The 24,034-nt window shown below is 69.1% G+C and carries 19 protein-coding genes; 17 read left to right on the forward strand and 2 right to left on the reverse strand.

Annotated features, from left to right (window positions below; translation table 11 throughout):
- Nucleotide 1: 1 nt before the first annotated feature.
- The 5 genes from K368_RS0120710 to yciA all read left to right on the forward strand — a co-directional run bounded on the left by K368_RS0120710 (nucleotide 2) and on the right by yciA (nucleotide 3,527).
- Complete coding sequence (locus tag K368_RS0120710; RefSeq protein ID WP_027174010.1) at nucleotides 2-355, forward strand: hypothetical protein; 354 nt, start codon at nucleotides 2-4, stop codon at nucleotides 353-355.
- Nucleotides 356-645: 290 nt separating this feature from the next.
- Nucleotides 646-2,139 carry a DEAD/DEAH box helicase gene (locus K368_RS0120715; RefSeq protein ID WP_027174011.1) on the forward strand — a complete coding sequence of 498 codons (1,494 nt, stop codon included), beginning with the start codon at nucleotides 646-648 and terminating at the stop codon, nucleotides 2,137-2,139.
- A 162-nt stretch (nucleotides 2,140-2,301) separates the two neighbouring features.
- Nucleotides 2,302-2,487 carry a DUF1508 domain-containing protein gene (locus K368_RS0120720; RefSeq protein ID WP_027174012.1) on the forward strand — a complete coding sequence of 62 codons (186 nt, stop codon included), beginning with the start codon at nucleotides 2,302-2,304 and terminating at the stop codon, nucleotides 2,485-2,487.
- A 178-nt stretch (nucleotides 2,488-2,665) separates the two neighbouring features.
- Nucleotides 2,666-2,965, forward strand: coding sequence for a hypothetical protein (locus tag K368_RS0120725; protein WP_027174013.1), 300 nt, complete (start codon nucleotides 2,666-2,668; stop codon nucleotides 2,963-2,965).
- Nucleotides 2,966-3,116: 151 nt separating this feature from the next.
- On the forward strand, nucleotides 3,117-3,527 hold the full coding sequence (gene yciA / locus K368_RS0120730; RefSeq protein ID WP_027174014.1) for an acyl-CoA thioester hydrolase YciA: 411 nt from the start codon (nucleotides 3,117-3,119) through the stop codon (nucleotides 3,525-3,527).
- A gap of 18 nt (nucleotides 3,528-3,545) precedes the next feature.
- On the opposite strand, the gene K368_RS0120735 is transcribed toward yciA, so the two are convergent.
- Nucleotides 3,546-4,694, reverse strand: a complete 1,149-nt coding sequence (locus tag K368_RS0120735; protein ID WP_027174015.1) for a putative zinc-binding peptidase — start codon at nucleotides 4,692-4,694, stop codon at nucleotides 3,546-3,548.
- 360 nt (nucleotides 4,695-5,054) lie between these two features.
- On the opposite strand from K368_RS0120735, the gene K368_RS0120740 reads away from it, so the two are divergent.
- From K368_RS0120740 to K368_RS0120750, 3 genes are read left to right on the forward strand one after another with little or no spacing between them, the layout of a single operon-like run.
- Entirely contained in the window at nucleotides 5,055-8,324 is a 3,270-nt protein-coding gene (locus tag K368_RS0120740; protein ID WP_027174016.1) for a transglutaminase family protein, read from the forward strand.
- Complete coding sequence (locus K368_RS0120745) at nucleotides 8,321-10,864, forward strand: circularly permuted type 2 ATP-grasp protein (RefSeq protein WP_036266561.1); 2,544 nt, start codon at nucleotides 8,321-8,323, stop codon at nucleotides 10,862-10,864. The genes K368_RS0120740 and K368_RS0120745 overlap by 4 nt, the downstream gene beginning before the upstream one ends.
- Nucleotides 10,861-11,778, forward strand: a complete 918-nt coding sequence (locus tag K368_RS0120750) for a transglutaminase family protein (protein ID WP_027174018.1) — start codon at nucleotides 10,861-10,863, stop codon at nucleotides 11,776-11,778. Before K368_RS0120745 ends, K368_RS0120750 begins: the two co-directional genes overlap by 4 nt.
- Nucleotides 11,779-11,857: 79 nt before the next feature.
- Here K368_RS0120750 and nikR read toward each other — a convergent pair whose 3' ends face one another.
- Complete coding sequence (gene nikR, locus K368_RS0120755; RefSeq protein WP_027174019.1) at nucleotides 11,858-12,376, reverse strand: nickel-responsive transcriptional regulator NikR; 519 nt, start codon at nucleotides 12,374-12,376, stop codon at nucleotides 11,858-11,860.
- Between the two features lie 102 nt (nucleotides 12,377-12,478).
- On the opposite strand from nikR, the gene K368_RS0120760 reads away from it, so the two are divergent.
- From K368_RS0120760 to K368_RS0120800, 9 genes are all read left to right on the forward strand, one after another.
- Entirely contained in the window at nucleotides 12,479-13,495 is a 1,017-nt protein-coding gene (locus K368_RS0120760) for an ABC transporter substrate-binding protein (protein ID WP_081739630.1), read from the forward strand.
- Nucleotides 13,492-14,625, forward strand: coding sequence for an ABC transporter permease (locus K368_RS0120765; RefSeq protein WP_348625540.1), 1,134 nt, complete (start codon nucleotides 13,492-13,494; stop codon nucleotides 14,623-14,625). The genes K368_RS0120760 and K368_RS0120765 overlap by 4 nt, the downstream gene beginning before the upstream one ends.
- Nucleotides 14,622-15,563 carry an ABC transporter ATP-binding protein gene (locus tag K368_RS0120770; RefSeq protein WP_027174022.1) on the forward strand — a complete coding sequence of 314 codons (942 nt, stop codon included), beginning with the start codon at nucleotides 14,622-14,624 and terminating at the stop codon, nucleotides 15,561-15,563. Before K368_RS0120765 ends, K368_RS0120770 begins: the two co-directional genes overlap by 4 nt.
- 172 nt (nucleotides 15,564-15,735) lie before the next feature.
- Nucleotides 15,736-16,503, forward strand: a complete 768-nt coding sequence (locus K368_RS0120775) for a creatininase family protein (protein WP_027174023.1) — start codon at nucleotides 15,736-15,738, stop codon at nucleotides 16,501-16,503.
- A 17-nt stretch (nucleotides 16,504-16,520) separates the two neighbouring features.
- Nucleotides 16,521-17,894: a type III glutamate--ammonia ligase gene (glnT, locus tag K368_RS0120780; protein WP_027174024.1), complete on the forward strand. Its 1,374-nt coding sequence runs from the start codon at nucleotides 16,521-16,523 to the stop codon at nucleotides 17,892-17,894.
- A 229-nt stretch (nucleotides 17,895-18,123) separates the two neighbouring features.
- On the forward strand, nucleotides 18,124-18,585 hold the full coding sequence (locus tag K368_RS0120785; protein WP_245259636.1) for a cupin domain-containing protein: 462 nt from the start codon (nucleotides 18,124-18,126) through the stop codon (nucleotides 18,583-18,585).
- Nucleotides 18,586-18,681: 96 nt separating this feature from the next.
- Nucleotides 18,682-19,491, forward strand: coding sequence for an urea amidolyase associated protein UAAP1 (locus K368_RS0120790; RefSeq protein WP_027174026.1), 810 nt, complete (start codon nucleotides 18,682-18,684; stop codon nucleotides 19,489-19,491).
- A gap of 15 nt (nucleotides 19,492-19,506) precedes the next feature.
- Nucleotides 19,507-20,160 carry an urea amidolyase associated protein UAAP2 gene (locus tag K368_RS0120795; protein ID WP_027174027.1) on the forward strand — a complete coding sequence of 218 codons (654 nt, stop codon included), beginning with the start codon at nucleotides 19,507-19,509 and terminating at the stop codon, nucleotides 20,158-20,160.
- On the forward strand, nucleotides 20,160-23,909 hold the full coding sequence (locus K368_RS0120800) for a 5-oxoprolinase/urea amidolyase family protein (protein ID WP_027174028.1): 3,750 nt from the start codon (nucleotides 20,160-20,162) through the stop codon (nucleotides 23,907-23,909). The genes K368_RS0120795 and K368_RS0120800 overlap by 1 nt, the downstream gene beginning before the upstream one ends.
- Nucleotides 23,910-24,034: the final 125 nt, after the last annotated feature.

Raw genomic sequence — 24,034 nt, forward strand, 5'->3', positions numbered from 1 at the left:
CATGCGCCTCCTCGCGGCCCTCGGCGTGACGGTGCTGTTCGCCGGCCTGTTCGTGCGCAGCTACACCGTGCCCCCGGCTCCCGACCGGCGGGGCGGCACCACCCTGGCCCTGGCCTATCCCAACCGCGCCCTGTTCGGCAGCCCGCGCGGCGATTGCGTCGGCACGCCCCCGGACGAGGTGGTCATCGCCTGCCTGATCGGCTCCGTGTCCCGGTTCCGGGCCGAGTCGATACCCCTCGTCCAGCTCCCGTTCTGCGGCACCTGCTACGGCCTGTCCCAGAGCATCGCCGCCCTCGGCCGCGACGAGAATGCGGTCCAGGCCAAGCTCGACCAGATGGCGCGATACGGGTGGTAGACCCTGCGCCCGGCGAATGGCTCGGCCACCACGTTGACTTCGCAGGCGCGAAAGCGCATATCGCAGTTGCAGCGTCAGCGGCCGTGACAGGTTCGCTTGAGAGGGCTGCGTGACGGATCGCCGATTGCGCGTCAGCGCGGCCCAAGCGACCTGAGCCCCTCTCTTCAACGTGCATGCACCCGGATCGCCCCATCACGCGGGCGACCTCCAGCTCAACGGACCAGCCCCTTCGACAAGACGGCCATCGTTTCGGTGGCGTCCGGCCGGTCCCGCTGCCTGAAAGTCTACCCTTGACCCAATTCACCGATTTCGGCCTCGCAGAGCCCGTGCTGCGCGCCCTGGATGAGGCCGGCTATAAGACCCCGACCCCGATTCAGGCCCAGGCCCTGCGCCCGGCCATGGAAGGCCGCGACCTCTGCGGCATCGCCCAGACCGGCACCGGCAAGACCGCGGCCTTCGCGCTGCCGATCCTGCACCGCCTCGCCCAGAACCCGCGCAAGGCCATCCGCCGCGGCTGCCGCGTGCTGGTGCTCTCGCCCACCCGCGAGCTCGCCAACCAGATCGCCGAGAGTTTTTCCGATTACGGAAAATACCTGTCGTTCACCAACACCGTGGTGTTCGGCGGCGTCACCATCTCCCGCCAGGAGAAGGCGCTCGCCAACGGCGTCGACATCCTCGTCGCCACGCCGGGCCGCCTCATGGATCTCATCGAGCGCCGCTCGCTGACCCTCGAGGCCGTCGAGATTCTCGTCCTCGACGAGGCCGACCAGATGCTCGACCTCGGCTTCATCCATGCCCTCAAGCGCATCGTGAAGATGCTGCCGAAGGAGCGCCAGAGCCTGTTCTTCTCGGCCACCATGCCGAAGAACATCGCCGGCCTCGCCGACCAGTACCTCCGCGATCCCGTCCAGGTCGCCGTCACGCCGGTGGCGACCACCGCCGAGCGCGTGACCCAGGAAGTCATTTTCGCCCATACCGGCGCGAAGCAGGCCCTGCTCAACCACATCCTGCGCGACCCGAAGATCGAGCGCGTCCTCGTCTTCACGCGGACCAAGCACGGCGCCGACCGCGTGGTGCGCGGCTTGGAGAAGGTCGGGATCAACGCCTCCGCGATCCACGGCAACAAGTCCCAGCCGCAGCGTGAGCGGGCTCTCGCCGCGTTCAAGGACGGGTCCTGCCGGGTGCTGGTCGCCACCGACATCGCCGCCCGCGGCATCGATGTCGAGGCGGTGAGCCACGTCATCAACTACGACCTGCCCAACGTGCCCGAGAGCTACGTCCACCGCATCGGCCGCACCGCGCGCGCCGGGGCGAACGGGCTCGCCATCTCGTTCTGCAACGACGAGGAGAAGGCCTACCTGCGGGATATCGAGCGCACCACGCGCCAGAAGATCCCCGTCGGCGCCTTCCCCGAGGGCTTCAACCCCCCGACCCGCCAGGAGGCCGCCGAGGCTGCCCAGGCCGAGGAGCGCCGTCCGGCGCCCCAGGGCCAGCGTCCCGGCCAGCGCCAGGGCCAGCGTCCCGGCGGGGGTCGTCCCGGCGCCGGTGCCCGTCCGGGCGGCGGTCGCGGTGGCCAGCCCGCCGGGCAGGCCCGGTCCGGCCGTCCCCAGGAAGGCCGCGGCGATCGTCCGTCGGACGGACAGGGCCGCGGCCCCCGTCCCGACCAGCGCGGCGACAACCGCGCTCCGCGCCAGGGCGAGCGCCCGCGCAGCGGCGGCGGCGGCGGCAATGCCGGCGGCGAAGGCCGTGCCATCGGCTGGCTCGATCGCTTCCCGCGTTCCTGATCTCATCCATGCCCGAACGGTCGGGCGCGCCCGACCAGACGCCGCCCCGGATCTTCCGGGGCGGCGTTTTCGTGCCGGGGCTTCCGCCGGACCGGGATTGCCGATGGACGATTCCGCGCCATCTCACGGTCTGGCGGTCATCGCCGCGAGGGAGGCGTGGACATGCGTTTCGAACTCTACCGGGATTCGGGTGGCGAATGGCGCTGGCGCCTTCGGGTGACGAACGGAAACGTCATCGCCGATTCGGCCGAGGGCTATGCCCGCAGGGAGGATTGCGAACACGGCATCACCCTGGTGAAGGGCTCGGCCGAGGCCAGCATCGTCGACATGACGTTGAAGATCGCCTGACCGGTCCACGCCGTCAGCTCGAGCGAAGGCCGTTCCCGGCAAGCCTAACCGTTAAGCTTGCCGGCAGAGGGCATGAAACGGTTTGCCGATTCCATGCGTTCGGCTGACGGCCAAGCATGCATTCCCCCGCATGCCGTCGTATCATCATCGTCGTTCGATCATCCGAGGAGTCATGAACGTGTTGAGGAAACTCCTTTTGGCCGCCTTGCTGGCCCTGGGCTTCGCCGCCCTGGCACCCCAGGGCGCTTCGGCCGCGCCCATCGGCCCGGTTCCCGCGCTTCAGGGCGAGGCGGCACCGGCCGTCGCCGAGAAGGCGCAGTACTATTACCGCCGGCCGTATTACCGTCGCCCGTTCTACGGTCGTCCCTATTACGCCCGCCCCTACTATCGCCGCCCGTACTTCGCGCCGCGCCCGTTCTACCGCCGGCCGTATTACGGCCCGCGCCGGTTCTACGGCCCGCGTCGCTTCTACTACTGAGCCGATAGCGCCGATCTCTGTCGAGGCCCGGATGTCCCGCGAGGGACATCCGGGCCTTTTCCTTGACCTGATGCCACCTGTCGGCCGATGCAGAAGGCCAAGCCGCGCCTCGGACGAACGAAGGCCGGCGGCGATCAGGGTGGAGACCGCAATGGGCGAGACCAGCGATCCGCGTGGGGACCTCACGGTGCGCACCATCGCGATGCCGGCCGACACCAATGCCAACGGCGACATCTTCGGCGGCTGGGTGATGTCGCAGATGGATCAGGCCGGGGGCATCGCCGGCGTCGACCAGGCCCAAGGCCGCGTGGTCACGGTGGCGGTGGATGCGATGACCTTCATTCGCCCGGTGCGGGTGGGCGACGTGCTTTGCGTCTATACCCGGGTGGAGAGCGTCGGCCGCACCTCCATGAAGATCCAGGTCGAGGCCTGGGCCCGGCGCTTCCGCACCAAGCTGCGCGAAAAGGTGACCGAGGCGACCTTCACCTTCGTGGCCATCGACGACGACGGACGCCCGCGCCGGCTCCCCAAGCCAGAGCCGGAGCGTTCGCCCGAATCGTGAGTCCGGGCGAGGCGGGCATCAAACGTTCGGAGGGGCCACGCGCTGGCGCAGGCCGGTGATGACGGCCTTCAGCACGTCGGAATCGAGCTGTTGCCCCGTGGCCGATCGGACGGCGTCGATCCGGTCGTGGACGAAGGCGAGCTTGGCGATGACGGCCGGGGTCAGCTTGAAGGGATAGAGCGCCGGCTGCCCCATGCTCCGGCTGAGGGAATTCACCGCATAGGTCAGCGGCAGCCAGACCGAGACCAGCCGGTCGAGGTCGGGGGATTGATACGGATCGAAGTCGATCACCACGGGCTCCGGCGCGCTGCTGCGCAGGCGCGGCCGCAGATGGAGCTCGAAGGCGCTCGCCGTCTCCACCGTGTCGACGATGTGGAGGTAATGCGCCCAGGTCTCGGCGAAATCCTCCCACGGATGGCTGGTGGCGTAGGAGCTGACGTAGGATTCCTGCCAGTCCGGCGGCGCGCCGTGGGCGTAGTAGCGCTGCAGGGCCATGCCGTAGCTGGCGCGCTCGTCGCCGAACAGGTCGCGGAACGCCCAGATGCTCTGGTCGTAGCGGACCAGGACGTTCCAGAAATAATGCCCGATCTCGTGGCGGAAATGGCCGAGCAGCGTGCGGTAATACTCGCCGAACAGCATCCGCCGGCGCTCGCGCTCGACGTCGTCGGCCTCGGCGATGTTGAGGGTGATGAGACCGCTGCGATGCCCGGTGAGGACGGGCGGGCCGACGCTGTAGCTCTCGGCCGGATCGACCAGGAAATCGAAGGCGAGGCCCGTGGCCGGGTTCTCCTCCCGCGTCATCAGGGGCAGGTCCAGGCGCAGGAGCGAGTAGAACAACCGGTGCTTGGCCGCCTCGATCTGGCGCCAGCGGGTGAGGTTCCAGTCGAGGGTCAGGTCCGGGACCACGCGGTTGTGCCGGCAGGAGGTACAGTAGCGGTCCGCGCTGTCCTCCGGCACCAGCCAGTTGCACGCATGGTAATCGGCATTCGCGCAGAAGCGGTATTTCCGGGCCGGATCGGCATAGGCATGCCAGACCGCACCGGAGGGTTCGAGGGCCGACATCTCATGGGACTGGCAGACATAGCCGAGCCGCCGCTGGCAGCTGTCGCATTCCGTGCTCTCGAAGCTCACCGGCTGGTCGCAGGCCTGGCACTGGAAGACCTTCATCGGGCGGCCATGTCCGCCGGGCGAGCGCGCGGGAGCGCGGCGCGGCGGCGTCCCGCGCCACGATGCACGGAATTTGCTTCGCGCTCGGCGACGGGCCGCATCGCCACGCCGTATGTCTGAACTGCCAGGGCCAAGATCCTCACGCGATGAACGTCTTCGCCTCCCACCACCCGGTCGGGCAACGTCGCTGTAGACTAGCACCGAATTCGACTGCCGTCGGCGCTGTTCCCGGCCTATGGTCATTCGGCCTCAAAACGCCGATGACAGCCTGGATGCGCTTCGGCGATGCGCTCCGGCTTCCCGCCGCCGGCGCGCGTTCACCGCGCGCCCGGCACCACGTCTGAACCAGCGGGAGTCCCCGTGTCCATCAAAGCCGCCCTCCACCACGTCACCCACTACAAGTACGACCGGCCGATCCAGCTCGGACCACAGGTGATCCGCCTGCGCCCGGCGCCGCATACGCGCTCGATCGTGCCGGCCTATTCCCTGAAGATCCTGCCGGAGAACCACTTCATCAACTGGCAGCAGGACCCGAACGGGAACTGGCTCGCCCGGCTGGTCTTCCCCGAGCGGACCACCGAATTGAAGATCGAAGTCGATCTGACCGCCGAGATGGCGGTGATCAACCCGTTCGACTTCTTCGTGGAGGACTACGCCCAGACCCGCCCCTTCGCCTACGAGGACGACCTCACGGCGGAGCTGAAGCCCTATCTCGTCACCGACGACGCCACGGGACCGGAGATCGACGCGCTGCTGGAGCGGCTGCCGGAACAGCCCAACACCGTACTCTTCCTCGTGGCCCTCAACGCCATGATCGCCTCCGAGGTGACCTACGGCGTCCGCATGGAGCCGGGCGTCCAGACGCCGGCCGAGACGCTGACCCTGAAGAGCGGTTCCTGCCGCGATTCCGCCTGGCTCCTCGTCCAGGTGCTGCGCCGCATCGGTCTCGCCGCGCGCTTCGTCTCCGGCTACCTGATCCAGCTCATTCCCGACACCACGGCGGTGGACGGTCCGGCCGGCACCTCCACCGACTTCACCGACCTGCACGCCTGGGCGGAGGTCTACCTGCCGGGCGCCGGCTGGATCGGCCTCGACGCCACCTCCGGCCTCCTCTGCGGCGAGGGCCATATCCCGCTCGCCGCCACCCCGCACTACCAGTCGGCCGCGCCGATCTCCGGCCTCGCCGAACCCGCCGAGGTGGAGTTCGGCTTCGAGATGACGGTGACCCGCGTGGCCGAGGCGCCGCGCATCACCAAGCCGTTCTCGGACGAGGTCTGGGCCAAGATGGATGCGCTGGGCGAGCGGATCGACGTCGATCTCGCCGAGCAGGACGTGCGCCTGACCATGGGCGGCGAGCCGACCTTCGTCTCCATCGACGATTTCGAATCGGCCGAGTGGAACGCCGCCGCCGTGGGGCCGACGAAACGCGGCCTCGCCGACAAGCTGATCCGACGCCTGCGCACCCGCTTCGGGCCCGGCGGCATGCTGCATTACGGCCAGGGCAAGTGGTATCCGGGCGAGAGCCTGCCGCGCTGGGCCTTCGCCCTGTACTGGCGCCGGGACGGCAAGCCGATCTGGAGCAATCCCGACCTCGTCGCCAAGGAGGACGGCCCGCGTGACGCCACCTCCAGCAAGGCGAAGGCACTGATCGACGGCGTCGCCAAGCGCATCGGCCTCGAAGCCTACGTGTTCCCCGCCTTCGAGGACCCGATCTACTGGGAGGAGAAGCGGGAGGAGCTGCCGATCAACGTCACCACCTCGGACGCCAAGTTCCCGAACCCGGAGACCAATGCCCGCATCGCCCGGGTGTTCGAGCGCGGCCTCGGCGAAGCCGCCGGCTATGCCCTCCCCCTGGCGAGCCTGCCGCTCGGCAAGGACGATCCCGACGACCGCCGCTGGATCTCGGAACCCTGGCAGTTCCGCCGCACCCACGCCTTCCTGACGCCGGGCGATTCACCGGTTGGGTATCGCCTGCCCCTGAGCTCGCTGCCCTTCGTGCCGCCGGAGCACTACCCCTACTACCAGCCCCAGGATCCGCTGGAGGAGCGGGGCGCGCTCCCCGAGGGCCATCCCGGCACGAAGACCGAGAACGGATCGGGCGTCACCGGCGTCGCCGTGCGCACGGCGCTCGCCGTCGAGCCGCGGGACGGGGTGCTGCGGGTGTTCATGCCGCCGCTGCAGCGGGTGGACGAGTATCTCGAACTCATCGGGCATCTCGAGGCCGTCGCCGCCGAGCTGAAGCAGCCCCTGCATATTGAGGGCTACGAGCCGCCGTTCGATCCGCGCCTCAACGTCATCAAGGTCACGCCCGATCCCGGCGTCATCGAGGTGAACGTGCATCCCGCCACCTCCTGGCGCGAGGCCGTGACCATCACGAGCGAGCTCTACGAGGATGCCCGGCAGATCCGCCTCGGCGCGCAGAAATTCATGACCGACGGCCGCCATACCGGCACCGGCGGCGGCAACCACGTGGTGCTGGGCGGCGCGACGCCCAACGATTCCCCGTTCCTGCGCCGGCCGGACCTTCTGAAGAGCCTCGTGCTCTACTGGCAGCGCCACCCCTCGCTCTCCTACCTGTTCGCCGGCCTCTATATCGGCCCGACGAGCCAGGCGCCGCGCATGGACGAGGCCCGGCACGACGGGCTCTACGAACTCGAAATCGCCATGGCGCAGGTGCCCAAACCCGACGAGCCCAACATCCCGCGCTGGCTCGTCGACCGGATCTTCCGCAACATCCTCGTGGACGTCACCGGCAACACCCACCGCTCCGAGATCTGCATCGACAAGCTCTACTCGCCGGACGGCCCCACCGGCCGCCTCGGCCTCCTGGAGTTCCGCTCCTTCGAGATGCCGCCGGACCCGCGCATGAGCCTCGCCCAGCAATTGCTGCTGCGGGCCATCGTCGCCTGGGCCTGGCGCGAACCGCAGGAAGGCGGCTGTGTCCGTTGGGGCACGGGCCTGCACGATCGCTTCATGCTGCCCCACTTCCTCTGGACGGACTTCCTCGGTGTGCTGGAAGACCTCCGCCAAGCCGGTTACGACTTCGACCCGGCGGCGTTCCAAGCGCAGTACGAGTTCCGCTTCCCCGTCTTCGGAACGGTGGAGCAGGGCGGCGTCAAGCTGGAACTGCGGCAGGCATTGGAGCCCTGGCACGTCCTGGGCGAAGAGGGGTCGATCGGTGGAACGGTGCGGTACGTGGACAGCTCGGTGGAGCGTCTGCAGGTCAAGGTCGAGGGCTTCGTCCCCGGCCGCCACATCATCAGCTGCAACGGCCGGCGCCTTCCGATGACGAGCACCGGCACGGTGGGCGAAGCGGTGGCGGGCCTGCGCTTCAAGGCGTGGCAGCCGGCCTCCTCGATGCATCCGACGATCCCCGCGCACTCGCCCCTCACCATCGACATCCTCGATGCGTGGAGCGGACGCTCGATCGGCGGCTGCCGCTACCATGTCAGCCATCCCGGCGGGCGCAACTACGAGACCTTCCCGGTGAACACCTACGAGGCCGAGGGGCGCCGTCTCGCGCGCTTCCAGGCCCACGGCCACACCCCCGGCAAGGTCGAGATGCCGGCCGAGGAGATCAGCCGCGAGTTCCCGCTCACCCTCGATCTCAGAACGCCAGCACCCAGATGACCCACGTGGCCGAGGCGCAAGCCGGAGGAACGGCGTCGCATGTCGCGCGCTGGACCTCGGACTACCGACCTCGGCCCGGAATCCCGGACGAGCTCGCGGGACCCGACGGGCCTCGCCAAGGGGCTTACGAAGGGGCTCGTGAAGGCGCCTGGCCGCGCCTGCTCGACCGCCTCGGAGCCCTGAGCGGAGCCGAGATCACCGCCCGCTTCACCTCGGCCGAGCGGCACATCCGCGATACCGGCATCTCGTATCGGATCTACGGCGACCAGCGCGAACACGCCTGGCCGCTCAGTTCCCTGCCCCTGGTGATCGAGGGCGCCGAATGGCGCGCCCTCAGCGCCGGCATCGTCCAGCGTGCCGGGCTGATGGAATCCATCGTCTCCGACATCTACGGACCCGGCCGGCTGGTGTCGGAAGGGGTGCTGCCGGCGGCCCTGGTGGCGGGTGCACCGGAATTCCTGCGTCCGCTCTCGGGGGTGACGCCCCCCGGCGGGCGCTGGCTCAAGCTCTACGCCGCCGATATCGGCCGGGGGCCGGACGGGCGCTGGCGGGTGCTCGCCGACCGGACTCAGGCTCCCTCCGGCCCCGGCTACGCGCTGGAGAACCGGATGGTGCTGACACGCGCCTTCCCGGACCTCTATGCCGACCTCCATGTCGAGCGCCTCGCCCCGTTCTTCCAGGCCTTTCGCGACGGGCTGGTCATGGGCGCGCAGCGCAGCGACCCGCGCATCGGCCTGCTCACCTCCGGCCCCCTGAGCTCGACCTATGTGGAGCAGGCGGCGCTGGCGCGCTATCTCGGTCTGCTCCTGGTGGAGGGCGACGACCTCGTGATGCAGGACGGGGTGCTGCACGTGCGCACCGTCTCCGGCCTCAAGCGCATCGATGCCCTGTGGCGGCGCATCGATTCCGACTATCTCGACCCGCTCGAACTCAACCCGGCCTCGCGCCTCGGCGTGTCGGGCGTGCTGGAGGCCCTGCGCGATGGCAGCCTCGTCGTCGGCAACATGCCGGGTTCCGGCATCCTGGAATCGGGGGCGCTCGGGGCCTACCTGCCGCGCATCGCGCGCTACTTCCTCGGCACCGACCTCAGCCTGCAGGGGCCGAAGAGCTGGTGGTGCGGCGATCCCGAATCCCTCGCCCATGTGCGCGACAACCTCGAACACCTGGACCTGAGGCCGGTGGCGACCCCGACCAAGGGCATGGGGCGCGACGCCATCCTCGGGCCGCACGCCATCGTCGCCGAGCGCGAGCGCGTGGTGGCCGCCCTGCGCGACCGTCCCTTCGACTACGTGGCGCAGGAGCACGCCCCCCTCTCCACCATGCCGGGCTGGGAGCCCGGCCCCGACGGGATGCGCCTCGTGCCGCGCCCCTTCGTGCTGCGCGTCTTCGCGGCGGCGACTCCCGACGGCTGGCGGGTGATGCCCGGCGGCTTCTGCCGCATCTCCGAGCGGCCCGACGTCAACCCGATCGAGATGCGGGCCGGGATCAAGTCTGCGGATGTCTGGGTGCTCTCGGACGGCCCGGTGGAGCCCGTCTCGCTGATGCATCCGGGCGCGCCCCGCGTGCGCCGCATCGCCGGCCACCTGCCGTCCAGGGCGGCCGACAACCTGTTCTGGTTCGGCCGCTACGTCGAACGGGCGGAGGCGGTGATCCGCCTCGTCATCGCCCATCTCGGCAGCGTCGGGAACGCGGTGATCGCCGACATGGCCGGCACCGAGAGCGCGCCCACCGCCCTGCGCATCCGCGCCCTGCTGGACGAATGGGGCGCCATCGAAGCGCCCGACCTGCCGACGGCCAAACTCGCGCAGGAGGCCCTGAGCGGGCGGGCGACCTACGGGTCGGCCCTGTCCCACAGCCTGTCGGCGCGCCACAACGCGGCGTCCCTGCGCGAGCGGCTCTCCAGCGAGGCCTGGCGTGCGCTGGCCGACCTGAGGGACCTCCTCGACCTCGACGAGGCCAAGGAACTGGCCGAGGCCGAACTCCTCGGGCTGGCGGAGCGGGCGCTCGGCCATATCGCCGCCCTGGCGGGGCTGGCGCAGGAGAACATGAACCGCACGGCGGGCTGGCACTTCGTCGATCTCGGCCGCCGGATCGAGCGGGCGATCAACACCTGCTCCTTCGCCGCCCGTTTCGCGGGGGACGAGGCGACGGCCGAGGATCTCGGCGTGGTGCTGTCCCTCTGCGACTCGCACGTCTCCTTCGGCGCGCGCTACATGCAGGGCGTGGCCATCGACCCGGTGCGCGACATGGTGCTCCTCGATCCCTTCAACCCGCGCTCCGTCGCCTTCCAGATCGAGGCGATCTGCCGGCATCTCGCCGACCTGCCGGCTCTCCGCGTCGACGGCCTGCCCGAGCCGCACCGGCGCCTCGCCCATAAGCTCGCTGCCGAATTCACCACCGCCGAGGCGTCGGACCTCGACGGGGCGGCCCTGGCCCGCCTCGAGAACACCTTCGAGGGCCTCGCCGACGCGATCGTCACCCGCTACTTCCCCAACGGACCGCATGCCATGCGGCCGGAAAAGCTGGTGGGGCTCGCGTGATCTATACGCTGCGCCACCTCACCACCTACCGCTACGGCAAGCCCGTCCGCTACGCCCGCTGCGCCCTCAGGCTGCAGCCGCGCGACGGGGAGGGGCAGAGCGTCCTGTCGAGCGAGCTGACCATCTCGCCGACGCCGCGGACCCGGACCGTGCGGCGCGACTATTTCGGCCTCGACGTGGTGACCTTCCTGATCGACACCCCGCATAGCGAATTGCGGGTGGAAGCCCTCTCGCGGGTGGAGGTGACGCGGCCGCCGCTGCCGGAGCCCGAATCCGGCCTGCCCTGGGAGGCGGTGCGCGACACGGCGATCTCCGGCCGCTCGATGGCGCCCGACGCGCCCGTGCATTTCGTGTTCCCCAGCGTCAGGGTTCCCCTCGACCCGGACGTGACCGACTATGCCCGCCGGAGCTTCACCCCCGGGCGGAGTGCCTATGGCGGAGCCGTCGACCTGATGCGGCGCATCCGCACCGATTTCACCTTCGACGCCAAGGCGACCACCGTCCACACGCCGCTGGCCGAGGCCTTCGCCCTCAGGGCGGGCGTGTGCCAGGATTTCGCGCATATCATGATCGCGGGGCTGCGCGGCCTCGGCCTGCCGGCCGCCTATGTCAGCGGCTACATCCGCACCATCCCGCCCGCCGGCCGGCCACGCCTGAGGGGCGCCGACGCCAGCCATGCCTGGGTCTCGGTCTGGTGCGGGGACGGCTGGATCGGCCTCGATCCCACCAACAACATCGGCGCCTGCGACGACCACATCGTGGTGGCGCGGGGCCGCGACTACACCGACGTCTCGCCCATCGACGGCATCGTCTCCTCCTCCGGCCCGCAGAAGCTCAAGGTCGAGGTGGACGTGATCCCCGATGGCGAGGCCATGCCGGAAGCGGCGGGCGAACCGGAGGCCGAAACGGCCTGAGTCCGGGCCTCGAAGGACGCATCTGGATCGCGCGAGGCTGCTGGAAGCCGCCGTCGGGGCGGAATCATCGGGCGAAGCCTCAGCCGCCCCCCTCCCCCTGGAACGGATGGATCGGCGGGATCAGGGCGGCGGCGAGTTCCAGCCGGCCGGAGATGACGCCGCGCTCGGTGATCATCGTGTCGGCGATGGTCTGAAGCGTCGCCGCCGGTCCCTGGACCAGCACCACTTCGAGGGTCTGGTTGTTCATCAGGTGGACGTGGAGGGAGGAGATCACCTCGGCGATGTAGCGCCGCTGCAGGTCGGCCAGGCGCTGCTGCACCCCGGGCGCGAGGTGGTCGTAGAACAGCGTGATCGTGCCGACCATCACCCGGTCGCCGACCTTGTGCCGGTGCTCCACGAGCGAGCGATGGAGGATCGTCGCCACCGCCTGGGAGCGGCTGGCGAAGCCTCGCTCCCCCACCATGGTGTCGAGCTCGCAGAGCAGATCCTCGGACAGCGACAGACTGATTCGGCTCACCGGCTTGCGCCGGCCGCCCGCGCCTTCCTCCGGGACCGCCCCGTCATCGGTCCTCGCCTCGGTCTCGTCGCCACTGGCCATCGGGCCTCTCCTGCATGCCGGGCCAAACCTGGCACATCTCTTGTATGGGTGAACAGCAATCGGTATTACGATTTACAGCGATCGTACTACGCGGTTCGGAGAATGCAGATGCACCTTTCGACGATCCTGACCGCCGGACGCAAGGCCATCACGGGCTGCGCCCTCGCCATCGGCCTCCTCACGGCCTCCGCCTCCATCCCCGCGGCCCATGCCGCGGAGCCCCTGCGCATCGGCTACAGCGACTGGCCCGGCTGGGTGGCCTGGCAGGTCGCCATCGAGAAGGGCTGGCTGAAGGAGGCCGGGATCGACGCGAAGTTCGAGTGGTTCGACTACTCGGCCTCCATGGACGCGTTCTCCGCCGGCAAGCTCGACGCCGTCACCTGCACCAACGGCGATGCCCTGGTGATGGGCGGCAACGGCGCCAAGAACGTCATGATCATGCTCACCGATTACTCCAACGGCAACGACATGATCGTCGGCAAGCCGGGCGTGAAGACGCTGGCCGACCTCAAAGGCAAGAAGGTCGGCCTCGAAGTCGGCCTCGTGGAGCACCTGCTCCTCATCAACGGTCTCGCCAAGCTCGGCCTGAAGGAGACCGACGTCACCCTGGTCAACGCCAAGACCAACGAGACCCCGCAGGTGCTCGCCTCCGGCGACGTCTCGGCCATCGGCGCGTGGCAGCCCATCGCCGGGCAGGCGATGAAGGGCGCGGCCGGCGCCAAGCCGCTCTACACCTCCGCCGACGAGCCGGGCCTGATCTACGACGTGGTCGCGGTCTCGCCCGCGAGCCTGTCGGGCCGCAGGGCCGAGTGGATCAAGTTCGTGGGCGTCTGGGACAAGGTCGTCGCCTATATCCAGGACCCGAAGACGCAACCCGACGCCGTGGCGATCATGGCGGCCAAGGTCGGCATCGACGCGCCCACCTTCACCCGCTTCCTCAAGGGCACCAAGCTCCTCACCCTGGCCGAGGGCGCCAAGGTGATGAAGGATGCCGACGGGTTCGGCTCCCTCTACGGCTCCAGCCGCTACGCCGACGCCTTCAACGTCAAGTACGAGGTCTACAAGACCGCCCAGGACGTGAAGAGCTACATCGACCCCGCGCTGACCGACGGCAAATGAACGCGGAGATGCGCCAGGGCGTGGAGCGCACTTCCCCTCCCCCTTGTGGGGAGGGGACAGGGGTGGGGGTGGCTCCGCCAGCCTCGGCCGCGGTGGGTCACCCAACCACCCCCACCTCCAACTCCTCCCCACAAGGGGGAGGAGGGGCCCGCGTCTCGTCTCCCATCTCCCCGCGCCGCCGCTCCTGGGTCGGCGTGGCCCGGCCGCTCTCGCCGCGCCGGAGGACGACGCTCGCCATCCTCTCGTTCCTGATCCCGCTCCTCGCCTGGGCGGCGGTCTCCTACGTGCCGTTCCTGTGGCATCCCCTGGTGGAGGTGACCGAGCCCGGCGACATCGCCTGGATGGAGCCGGGGATGCGCGTGCCGAAGGCCGCCTTCGCCGAGGAGGTCGCCTCGGCCAAGACCGCCGGCACCGCCGAACCGGCGGGCAGGCCGGCCAACCCGGTCTACCTCCCGGCCCCGCACGAGGTCGCCACCGCGTTCTGGACCTCGCTGACGGCCCAGCCGACCCAGCGCGACGCCATCCGCCTGCCGTTGAGCCTGTGGCACTCGATCCAGATCATCGCCTTCGGCTTCCTGCTGTCGTCGCTGATCGGCGTGCCGCTGGGAATCCTCTGCGGCGCCCAGCCGACCCTGGCGCGCCTCACCGAACCGGTCATCGAGTTCGTGCGCTACATGCCGGCGCCCGCCTTCGGCGCGCTGATGGTGGCCATCCTCGGCATCTATGACGGGCCGAAGATCGCGATCATCGTCATCGGCACGTTCTTCCAGCAGGTGCTGGTCATCGCCAACACCACCCGGCGGATCGAGCCCCTGCTGATCGAGGCGGCCCTGACCCTGGGCGCGCGCAACCTGCGCCTCATCCGCCGGGTGATCGTGCCGGCGATGCTGCCGCAGCTCTACCGCGACCAGCGCATCCTCCTCGGCTGGGCCTGGACCTACCTCATCGTCGCCGAACTCATCGGCACCTCGTCGGGCATCACCTTCTTCATCACGCAGCAGGCCCGCTACCAGCATTTCGACAACGTCTACGCCGCGATCCTCATCATCGGCCTCGTCGGCTCGATCACGGATCTCGCCCTCGCCTGGCTCGGCCGCCGGCTGTTCCCCTACGACAGGAGCGAAGCATGAATTCCGCCTCCCCCGTCGTTTCTCCCGTCGTTCTGCCGATCGAGGCCTGCGACTATCGCACCCAGTGCGAGCCCGTCCGCGCCCGGTTCGACAAGCTGAAGAGCCGCGAGGTCGCCCTGCGGGTCGAGAAGCTCACGAAGACGTTCGCCAAGCCGGACGGCGGCACCACGGTGGCCTTGAAGGACATCGACCTCGTCACCCACCGGCGCGAGTTCCTCTGCGTCGTCGGCCCGTCGGGCTGCGGCAAGTCCACCTTCGTGCGCATCCTCGCCGGCCTCGAGACCTCGACCTCGGGCGTGGTCAGCGTCGAGGGCGTGCCGGTCTCGGGGCCGGGCGCCGACCGGGGCATGGTGTTCCAGGGCTACACCCTGTTCCCCTGGCTCAGCGTCCTGCGCAACGTCGCCTTCGGCCTGGAGGAGAACGGCACGCCGCGTCGTGAGGCGGAGCGCGAGGCCCGGCAATGGCTGGCGCTCATCGGCCTGGAGGCCTTCGCCGACAGCTACCCGCATCAGCTCTCCGGCGGCATGAAGCAGCGGGTGGCCATCGCCCGGGCGCTGGCCACCCGGCCGCGCATCCTGCTCATGGACGAGCCGTTCTCGGCCCTCGACACCCAGTCGCGCGCCCGGATGCAGGCCTATCTGATCGAGATCTGGAAGAAGATCGACATCACCATCGTCTTCATCACCCACGACCTCGACGAGGCGGTGCATCTGGCCGACCGCATCCTTGTCCTCAGCGCCCATCCGGGCGAGGTCGCCGAACTCATCGAGGTGCCGGTGCCGCGCCCGCGCAGCCACAACCAGGCGCTCACCCCCGAATTCCGCGCCACCCGCGCCCGCCTCGACGCGCTGATCCACCCGCCGAAGGATGAGGCCGAGGAATCCGTGGCGCCGGATGTCGTGACGCGCATGACCTCCGCCGGGGACGAGGTGGAATGATGCCTCTCTCCGATACCGACCACGTGGCTCTCCTCCCCCTTGTGGGGAGGAGCTGGAGGTGGGGGTGGCGCAGAAGGCACCTCTCGCGTCTCATCCTGCACCACCCCCACCCTCGGTCCCTCCCCACAAGGGGAAGGGAAGTGCGCGCTCTCGGTGATCGGAGAGCAAAACGATGACCCCCCTCCTCTGGGCGAACCGCACCTGGGACGAGATCCCCGGCGACCTCGCCGCCGTCGCTCATGCCGCCATCCTGCCCGTGGGTGCCACCGAGCAGCACGGGCCGCATCTCGGCACGGGCATGGATTTCGTCCTCGCCGAGGCCCTGACCCATGCGGTCTCGGCGCGGACCCGTGTGCCGGTGCTCCCCACCCTGCCCTATGGCTGTTCCCTCGGGCATAGCCGGCGCTGGCCCGGCACCATCACCCTCGATCCCGTGATGATGACGCGGCTCGTGGCGCAGATCGGCACCTCCGCCTACCATTCGGGCGTGCGGCGGCTGTTCATCGTCAACGCCCACGTCACCAACGCGGCGCCCCTGCGCTGCACCCTTGAGATGCTGCGCGCCGCCCATGACGACCTCATGGTCGCCCTGGTGAATTCCGCCACGGTGAGCGAGCGCGTCCGCGCCGCGCATTTCGCCGATGCCGACGATTGGCACGCCAACGCCGCCGAGACCGCGCTGATGATGGCGACGGCGCCGGACCTCGTGCGCCCGGACCGCATCGCCGATGCGGACGATCCAGACCGGACGGAGGGGCTCGTCTTCTCGCATCCGGTCAACCGCACCAGCCTGAACGGTGTCACCGGACGTCCCTCGCAGGCGAGCCGCGACGAGGGCGAGCGGTTGTTCGCCTGGATGGTCGAGGACCTGTCCGCCCTCGTCCTGCGCGGTCTCTCCGAGACCCCGCCCCTCCCCCATTCCTTCTCCGTTTCCGCTTAAAACCAAGGAGCCGCCCGATGGCGCATGCCACCGAAATCGATCCCGCCATTGCCAAGCTGCAGGACGAGCTGCGCGCCAAGGGCGTGAAATATGTCATCGGCGCCTATGTCGACATCCACGGCGCGCAGAAGGCCAAGGTGGTGCCCGTCGACCACCTGCCGCAGATGGCGGCGGGGTCCGAGCGCTATACCGGCTATGCTCTCGACGGACTCGGCCAGGCTCCGAACGAGGACGAACTCGCCTCGGTCCCCGATTTCTCGGGGCTGATCCAGCTGCCCTGGGAATCAAAGCTGGCCTGGTGTCCGGCCGACCTCACCTTCCAGGGCCAGCCCTACCCGCTCTCCACCCGCGTCGCCCTGAAGACCGTGCTGAAGGACGCCGAGGCCATGGGCTTCGGCTTCAACCTCGGCATCGAATGCGAGATCTTCCTGCTCAAGCAGGAGGCGGACGGCTCGCTGCACACGCCGATCCCCGACGATAAGCTGGTGAAGCCCTGCTACGACGTGCGCGGCTTCGTCGACAACTTCTCCTGGCTCGACAAGGTCGCCACCACGATCAACGACCTCGGCTGGGACCTGTATTCCTTCGATCACGAGGATGCGTGCGGCCAGTTCGAGTTCGACTTCAACTATGCCGACGCCCTGACCATGTGTGACCGGCTCACCTTCTTCCGCATGATGGCCAAGCATTATGCCAAGGAAGAAGGCCTCATCGCCACGATGATGCCCAAGCCCTTTGCAGATCGCACCGGCAATGGCGCGCATTTCAACATGTCCCTCTTCGACAAGGAAACGGGCAAGAACGTCTTCGCCTGCGATCCATCGGCCGATCCGCGCGGCCTCGGCCTCACCGAGACCGGCTACCACTTCATCGGCGGCGTGCTGAAGCACGGGCGGGCGCTCTGCGCCGCCTTCGCGCCCACGGTGAACAGCTACAAGCGCCTCGTGCGCCAGGGCTCCATGGCCGGCTTCTCCTGGGCGCCGGTGTTCAACTCCTACGGCTCGAACAACCGCACCAATTCGGTGCGCGTGCCCGCCGGCGGCGGGCGCTGCGAGAGCCGCAACGCCGACGGCGCGGTCAACCCCTACCTCGCCGCAGCCCTCGTCCTGGCGGCGGGTCTGGAGGGGGTGCGCGAGCGCATCGATCCGGGAGCCCCCAACGAGGACAACCTCTACGACCTCACCGACGCCCAGCGCGCCGAGCGCGGCATCGAGTTCCTGCCCCAGACCCTCGCCGAGGCGGTGGACGCCTTCGCTGCCGACCCGCTGGTGGAGAAGACCCTCGGCAAGGCTCTGCGCGACGAGTTCATCCGCTACAAGCGCGCCGAGTGGGAGGAGTATCACCTGACGGTGAGCGCCTGGGAGATCGAGCGCTACAGCCATCTTTTCTAGGAAGTCTCAACAAACATGTCGCCGGTTTTGCATTGTAAAACCGGCAACACTTCAAAGGCCCGGGTGAGGTGAAGCATTGGCGTGCTGATACGAACGTTGCTTGTCGTTAACCCTCACTCGAAGCGGATTCTCAACACACTCATGCTTCTCTGCCGCTGTAATTATTGGTATTCGCAAGGGTGGTCGAGATTCGGCCGGCCGCGGATGCGGTTGCGGGGGAGATGGTTCGGTGGAGATTGCGAGACTGCTTCATACGTTCGGCGGTCCGTTGCTCGCCCTGTTCGGCGGAATCGGCGCGCGTTCGATGGGGGCGCTCGTGACCGACATGGGGAGCGGCATCCGGACCGTGGATTTCGCCGGGTCGCCCCGCCCCTGCAAGCCCTACCGGCCGGAGCCGGAACGGATCGTCTCGGGCGACCCCGCCCAGACGGTGAGCTTCGCCTACCAGAGCGAGGATGGTCTCTTCTCGGCCGGCACCTGGACCTGCCAGCCGGGCAAATGGCACATCGCGTTCGCGCAGAACGAGTTCGTGCACATCCTCGAAGGGGTGGTGGTGGTCACGGACGGAGACGGGCTCGCCAAGACCTATCGGGCGGGGGACGCCTTCGTCTCCCCCGCCGGTTTCTCCGGCACCTGGGACGTCAGGGAGCCGGTCCGCAAGTATTTCGCACTCGGTGGTCCGCCGGGTTAAGCAGCACCGCTAACGACGCATGCCCGCCGGGACGACCCGGCCGCGCCAGGGCTGTTTTTCCGGGACGACCCGGAGAACAGCCTTGAGGAGACGGGCATGACCGACACAGCCAGCATCATCGCCGAGAATCGGCGGCGCTACGAGGAACTGAAGGCCCAGGGCCAGGGGCATGCCCCGCGCACCCTGCCGCCGCCCTCCGCGCGGGGCCTGCCCCTGGACGAGGCGGCGATCTTCCATGTCGAGACCATCCCCGGCGGCTGGTATCGCACCTTCGAGCTCAATGCCGGCGAAGCCCTGCGGATCGGCCTCGACCATGGCCCCTCCAGCGTCGCCCTCGTCGCCTGGAACGCCGCCGAGACGTCGGAACGGCTGAATTACGCCGACACCGTGAAGGTGCAGTGGACCGCCGCCCTCCAGCGCGGCCGTGTGCTGTTCTCCGACATGGGCCGGGTGATGCTCTCCCTCATCGAGGATTCCTGCGGGGCGCACGACGCGCTGGTGGGCGGCTCCAATGCCGAATCCAACGCCGCGCGCTACCCGGGCGGGCCCTATCGCAACACCCGCGACAACCTCGTCCTCGCCGCCCTCAAGGCCGGGCTCGACCGGCGCGACATCCCCGCCTGCGTCAGCTTCTTCGCCCCCGTCTCCGTGGGCGCGGAGGGGCGCTTCGCCTGGAACGGGGCCGGACGTCGCGCGGGTGACTTCGTGGATCTGCGCGCCGAGCTCGACCTCCTCGTCACCCTCTCCAACTGCCCGCACCCCCTCGACCCGAACCCGGATTACGCGCCCAACCCCGTGGTGGTGACCCGCTTCCGGGCGCCCGTCCCGGCGGCGGACGATCTCTGCCGCAACGCCACGATCGAGGCCGTGCGCGGCTTCGAGAACAACGCCGCCATCGGCTTCTGACGGGAGGGACGCATCATGACCAGCGACACCACGCTTCTCCTCGACGAGGTCTTGCTCAATGAGGTCGTGCCGGCCCAGGCGCCCTGGTCCGGCCTCGTGCGCAAGGGCCAGACCCTGCGCATCACCGACACCGACGGCTGCCAGGCGGTGGACACCCTGTTCTACCGCGCCGGCGACATGGGCGAGCGCTATTCCTCGCAGGACACCCTGCGCATGCAGGGCTCGGCCTACGTGACGACGGGCACGCGCCTCGTCTCCAACGAGGGCCGGGTGATGGCCACGGTCACCGCCGATTCCTGCGGCCGGCACGACACCTCGGCGGGGGCCTGCTCCTGCGAGGCCAACACCGTGCGTTTCGGCCACGCCACCCGCTATCTCCATGCCTGCCGCGAGAACTTCGCCCTGGAGGTCGCCAAATACGGCCTCTCCAAGCGCGACATCCCGCCCAACATCAACTTCTTCATGAACGTGCCCATCGAGCAGAACGGCGAACTCGCCATTGTCGACGGCGTCTCCTCGCCGGGCGACTACGTCGAGGTGACGGCGGAGATGGACGTGATCTGCGTGATTTCGAACTGCCCGCAGATCAACAACCCCTGCAACGGCTTCAACCCGACGCCGATACACGTCTCCATCCGGGATCAGGCGACGATCGAGGACGCGCGCTGATGTTCGGCAAGATCCTCATCGCCAATCGCGGCGAGATCGCCCGGCGGATCGCCCGCACCTGCCGGCGCATGGGCGTCGCGTCCGTGGCCGTCTACTCCGATGCCGACCGGTTCACCCGCAGCGTGCTGGAGGCGGACGAGGCCGTCCGCCTCGGACCCGCACCGGCGGCGGAGAGCTATCTGAACGTCGAGGCCGTGATCGCCGCCTGTAAGGCGACGGGGGCGCAGGCCGTCCATCCCGGCTACGGCTTCCTGTCGGAGAACGTCGCCTTCGCCGAGCGTCTGGCGTCGGAGGGCATCGTCTTCATCGGCCCCAGGCCCGAGCACCTGCGCGCCTTCGGCCTCAAGCACACGGCACGCGACCTCGCGCGGGCGAGCGGCGTGCCCCTCCTGCCCGGCACCGGCCTGCTGCCGGACCTGGACGCGGCGATCGCGGCGGCCGAGACCATCGGCTACCCGGTGATGCTCAAGAGCACGGCGGGCGGCGGCGGCATCGGCATGCGCCTCTGCGCCTCGGCCGAGGAGCTGCGCGAGCACTATACCAGCGTCGAGCGCACGGCCCGCGCGAGCTTCGGCGATGCCCGCGTCTATCTCGAACGCTTCGTCGGCGAGGCGCGCCATGTGGAGGTGCAGATCTTCGGCGACGGCGCCGGCCGCGTGGTGGCGCTCGGAGAGCGCGACTGCTCGCTCCAGCGCCGCAACCAGAAGGTCATCGAGGAGACCCCCGCGCCGGGCCTGTCGGATGCCGTGCGCGAGCGGCTCCACGCGGCCTCGGTGGCCCTGGGGACGAGCGTCGCCTACGCCTCGGCGGGGACCGTTGAGTACATCTACGATCCCGTCCGCGAGGATTTCTCCTTCCTCGAAGTGAACACCCGGCTCCAGGTCGAGCATCCCGTCACCGAGGCGGTGTTCGGCATCGACCTCGTCGAATGGATGATCCGCCAGGCGGCCGGCGAGGACGTGATTGCTGCCGCCGGTCCCCTTGTCCCGCGCGGTGCGGCCATGGAGGCGCGGCTCTATGCCGAGATCCCGCACGCGCACTTCGCCCCGAGCGCCGGCCTCCTCACCGAGGTGCGGTTCCCCGCCGAGGCCCGCATCGACGGCTGGATCGAGACCGGCACCGAGGTCACCACCAACTACGACCCGATGCTCGCCAAGATCATCGTGACCGGCGAGGATCGCCCGGCCGCCCTCGCCGCCCTGCGGAAGGCCCTCGACGACAGCGCGGTCTCGGGGATCGAGACCAACCTCGATTATCTGCGCGCCATCGCCGGTTCCGAGCTCTTCGCCTCGGGCCGGGTCGCCACCACGGCGTTGCGCGACTTTCCCTATGCGCCACGCAGCATCGAGGTGCTGGTCCCCGGTGCCCAATCGAGCCTGCAGGAACTGCCCGGCCGCATCGGCCTGTGGCATGTGGGCGTGCCGCCGAGCGGGCCGATGGACGCGCGTTCGTTCCGCGACGCCAACGCCCTCGTCGGCAACCCTCCCGATACCTGCGCCCTCGAACTCACAATGTCGGGGCCGACCCTGCGCTTCCACGCCGCCGCGAAGGTAGCGCTCGCCGGAGCCGCGATGATTGCGCGTGTCGACGGGGTCGAACGGCCCCATGGCCGTGCCTTCGCGGTCGAACCCGGACAGACCTTGAGCATCGGCGCGATCGCCGGCCCCGGCCAGCGCAGCTACCTCGCCCTGCGCGGCGGGTTTGCCGCCCCCGTCATCCTCGGCTCGCGGGCGACCTTCGCCCTCGGCGCCTTCGGCGGCCATGCCACCGGTGTCCTGAAGGCCGGCGACGTGCTGCATCTCGGCGATGTCCCGGGCGTCGAAGCATCGATACCCGAGCCTGCGCCCCTCACCCATGCCTGGGAGATCGGCGTGGTCTACGGGCCGCACGGCGCACCGGACTTCTTCCGGGACGAGGACATTTCCGATCTGTTCTCAGCCTCTTACGAGGTTCACTTCAACTCGGCCCGCACCGGCGTGCGCCTGGTCGGCCCGACCCCGCTCTGGGCGCGGAGCGACGGCGGCGAGGCGGGGCTTCACCCCTCGAACCTTCATGACAACGCCTACGCCATCGGCTCCATCGACTTCACCGGCGACATGCCGATCCTGTTGGGGCCGGACGGCCCGAGTCTCGGCGGATTCGTCTGCCCGGCCGTGATCGCCCGCGACGAGCAGTGGAAGATGGGCCAGCTGCGGCCGGGGGATACGGTACGGTTCACGGCGGTGGAGCGGGCGGGGGATCGCCCTCCGGTCCCTTCCCCCTCTGCGGGCTACGATATTCACACGTTTGGCGGGCAGCACGGGTCCCCTCTCCTGGAAGGAGAGGGACAGGGTGAGGTGTGCGACTTTTCCGGAGATGGACCACACCTCACCCCAGCCCTCTCCTTCCAGGAGAGGGAGCCCGTCGCGCCTCATCTCGAACCCTCCCGGATCGAGGAAGAGCTGTCGAGCGGATGTGGGGATTCAGTAGCCCGCAACGGGGGGAGGGTCGATTCGGCCGGCTCGCCCATCCTCGCCACTGAGTCCGCCGGCGCCGTGCCAGTGGTCTACCGTCGCCAGGGCGACGACAACCTCCTCGTCGAGTACGGGCCGATGGCCCTCGACATCGGCATCCGCCTGCGCGTCCATCTCCTGGCAGAGGCGGTGGCCGAGGCGCGGTTGCCCGGTCTCATCGATCTGACGCCGGGAATCCGCTCGCTCCAGATCCACTACGACGGCGCGACGCTGCCGCGCTCGCGCCTCCTCGGGCAGCTGCGCGAGATCGAGGCCGCCCTGCCCGCCGTCGAGGACGTCACGGTGCCGAGCCGCGTCGTCCACCTGCCCCTGTCCTGGAACGACCCCCAGGCCGAACGCGCCATGCGCAAGTATCAGGAGCTGGTCCGCCCCAACGCGCCCTGGTGCCCTTCGAACATCGAGTTCATCCGCCGCATCAACGGCTTGGAGTCGGAAGCCGATGTGAAACGCATCATCTTCGATGCGAGCTATCTCGTGATGGGGCTGGGCGACGTCTATCTCGGCGCGCCGGTGGCGACGCCGGTGGACCCGCGCCACCGCCTCGTCACCACCAAGTACAACCCCGCCCGCACCTGGACGCCGGAGAACGCGGTGGGCATCGGCGGCGCCTATATGTGCATCTACGGCATGGAGGGGCCGGGCGGGTACCAGCTCTTCGGCCGCACCATCCAGATCTGGAACACCTGGCGGATGACGAAGGACTTCGTCCCCGGCCATCCCTGGCTGCTGCGCCCGTTCGACCGCATCCGCTTCTTCCCCGTGAGCCACGACGAGCTGATGGAGGCCCGCGCCGCCTTCCCGCACGGGGCCTACCCCCTGAGGATCGAGGAGGGCACGTTCTCCTATGCCGAGCATCGCGCCGAGCTCGCCCGCAACGCCGTCGAGATCACGGCCGCGAAGCTGCGCCAGCAGACCGCCTTCGAGGTCGAGCGGCAGCGTTGGCAGGATGAGGGGCTCGACAGTTTCGTCGCCGACGAGGGCGCACCCGTGGGCGAGGAGGACGCGGTGCCGGCCGGCCATGTGGGCGTGCCGACCACCGTGCCGGGCAACGTCTGGAAGGTGCTGGTCGAGGACGGACAGAGCGTCGCGGCCGGCGAGACGGTGGCGATCCTCGAATCGATGAAGATGGAGATCGCCGTTTCCGCCCCGGTGGCGGGAATTGTGCGTGAGGTCCGGGTGAAGCCGGGCCGCACCCTGCGTGGCGGCGATCTCGTCGCCATCCTCGAAGAGATTTAAGCAGGTTCGCGTTGGCAAGCCAACGCGTCACCTGGTTTAGGTCTTTGAAATGACGCAGGTTTTGTTTCGCAAAACCGGTCACCACTTTTGCGAAACCTGCTTAGAGCAGGTGAGAGAGCCCACCG

The sequence above is a fragment of the Methylobacterium sp. 10 genome (genome assembly GCF_000519085.1).
Classification (GTDB): Bacteria; Pseudomonadota; Alphaproteobacteria; order Rhizobiales; family Beijerinckiaceae; genus Methylobacterium.

Coding starts and splice junctions, on each gene's coding strand:
- K368_RS0120710 (WP_027174010.1), top strand. CDS start 2: ATGCGCCTCCTCGCGGCCCTCGGCGTGACGGTGCTGTTCGCCGGCCTG.
- K368_RS0120720 (WP_027174012.1), top strand. CDS start 2,302: ATGCGTTTCGAACTCTACCGGGATTCGGGTGGCGAATGGCGCTGGCGC.
- yciA (WP_027174014.1), top strand. CDS start 3,117: ATGGGCGAGACCAGCGATCCGCGTGGGGACCTCACGGTGCGCACCATC.
- K368_RS0120735 (WP_027174015.1), bottom strand. CDS start 4,694: ATGAAGGTCTTCCAGTGCCAGGCCTGCGACCAGCCGGTGAGCTTCGAG.
- K368_RS0120745 (WP_036266561.1), top strand. CDS start 8,321: ATGACCCACGTGGCCGAGGCGCAAGCCGGAGGAACGGCGTCGCATGTC.
- nikR (WP_027174019.1), bottom strand. CDS start 12,376: ATGGCCAGTGGCGACGAGACCGAGGCGAGGACCGATGACGGGGCGGTC.
- K368_RS0120760 (WP_081739630.1), top strand. CDS start 12,479: ATGCAGATGCACCTTTCGACGATCCTGACCGCCGGACGCAAGGCCATC.
- K368_RS0120765 (WP_348625540.1), top strand. CDS start 13,492: ATGAACGCGGAGATGCGCCAGGGCGTGGAGCGCACTTCCCCTCCCCCT.
- K368_RS0120770 (WP_027174022.1), top strand. CDS start 14,622: ATGAATTCCGCCTCCCCCGTCGTTTCTCCCGTCGTTCTGCCGATCGAG.
- K368_RS0120775 (WP_027174023.1), top strand. CDS start 15,736: ATGACCCCCCTCCTCTGGGCGAACCGCACCTGGGACGAGATCCCCGGC.
- glnT (WP_027174024.1), top strand. CDS start 16,521: ATGGCGCATGCCACCGAAATCGATCCCGCCATTGCCAAGCTGCAGGAC.
- K368_RS0120790 (WP_027174026.1), top strand. CDS start 18,682: ATGACCGACACAGCCAGCATCATCGCCGAGAATCGGCGGCGCTACGAG.
- K368_RS0120795 (WP_027174027.1), top strand. CDS start 19,507: ATGACCAGCGACACCACGCTTCTCCTCGACGAGGTCTTGCTCAATGAG.
- K368_RS0120800 (WP_027174028.1), top strand. CDS start 20,160: ATGTTCGGCAAGATCCTCATCGCCAATCGCGGCGAGATCGCCCGGCGG.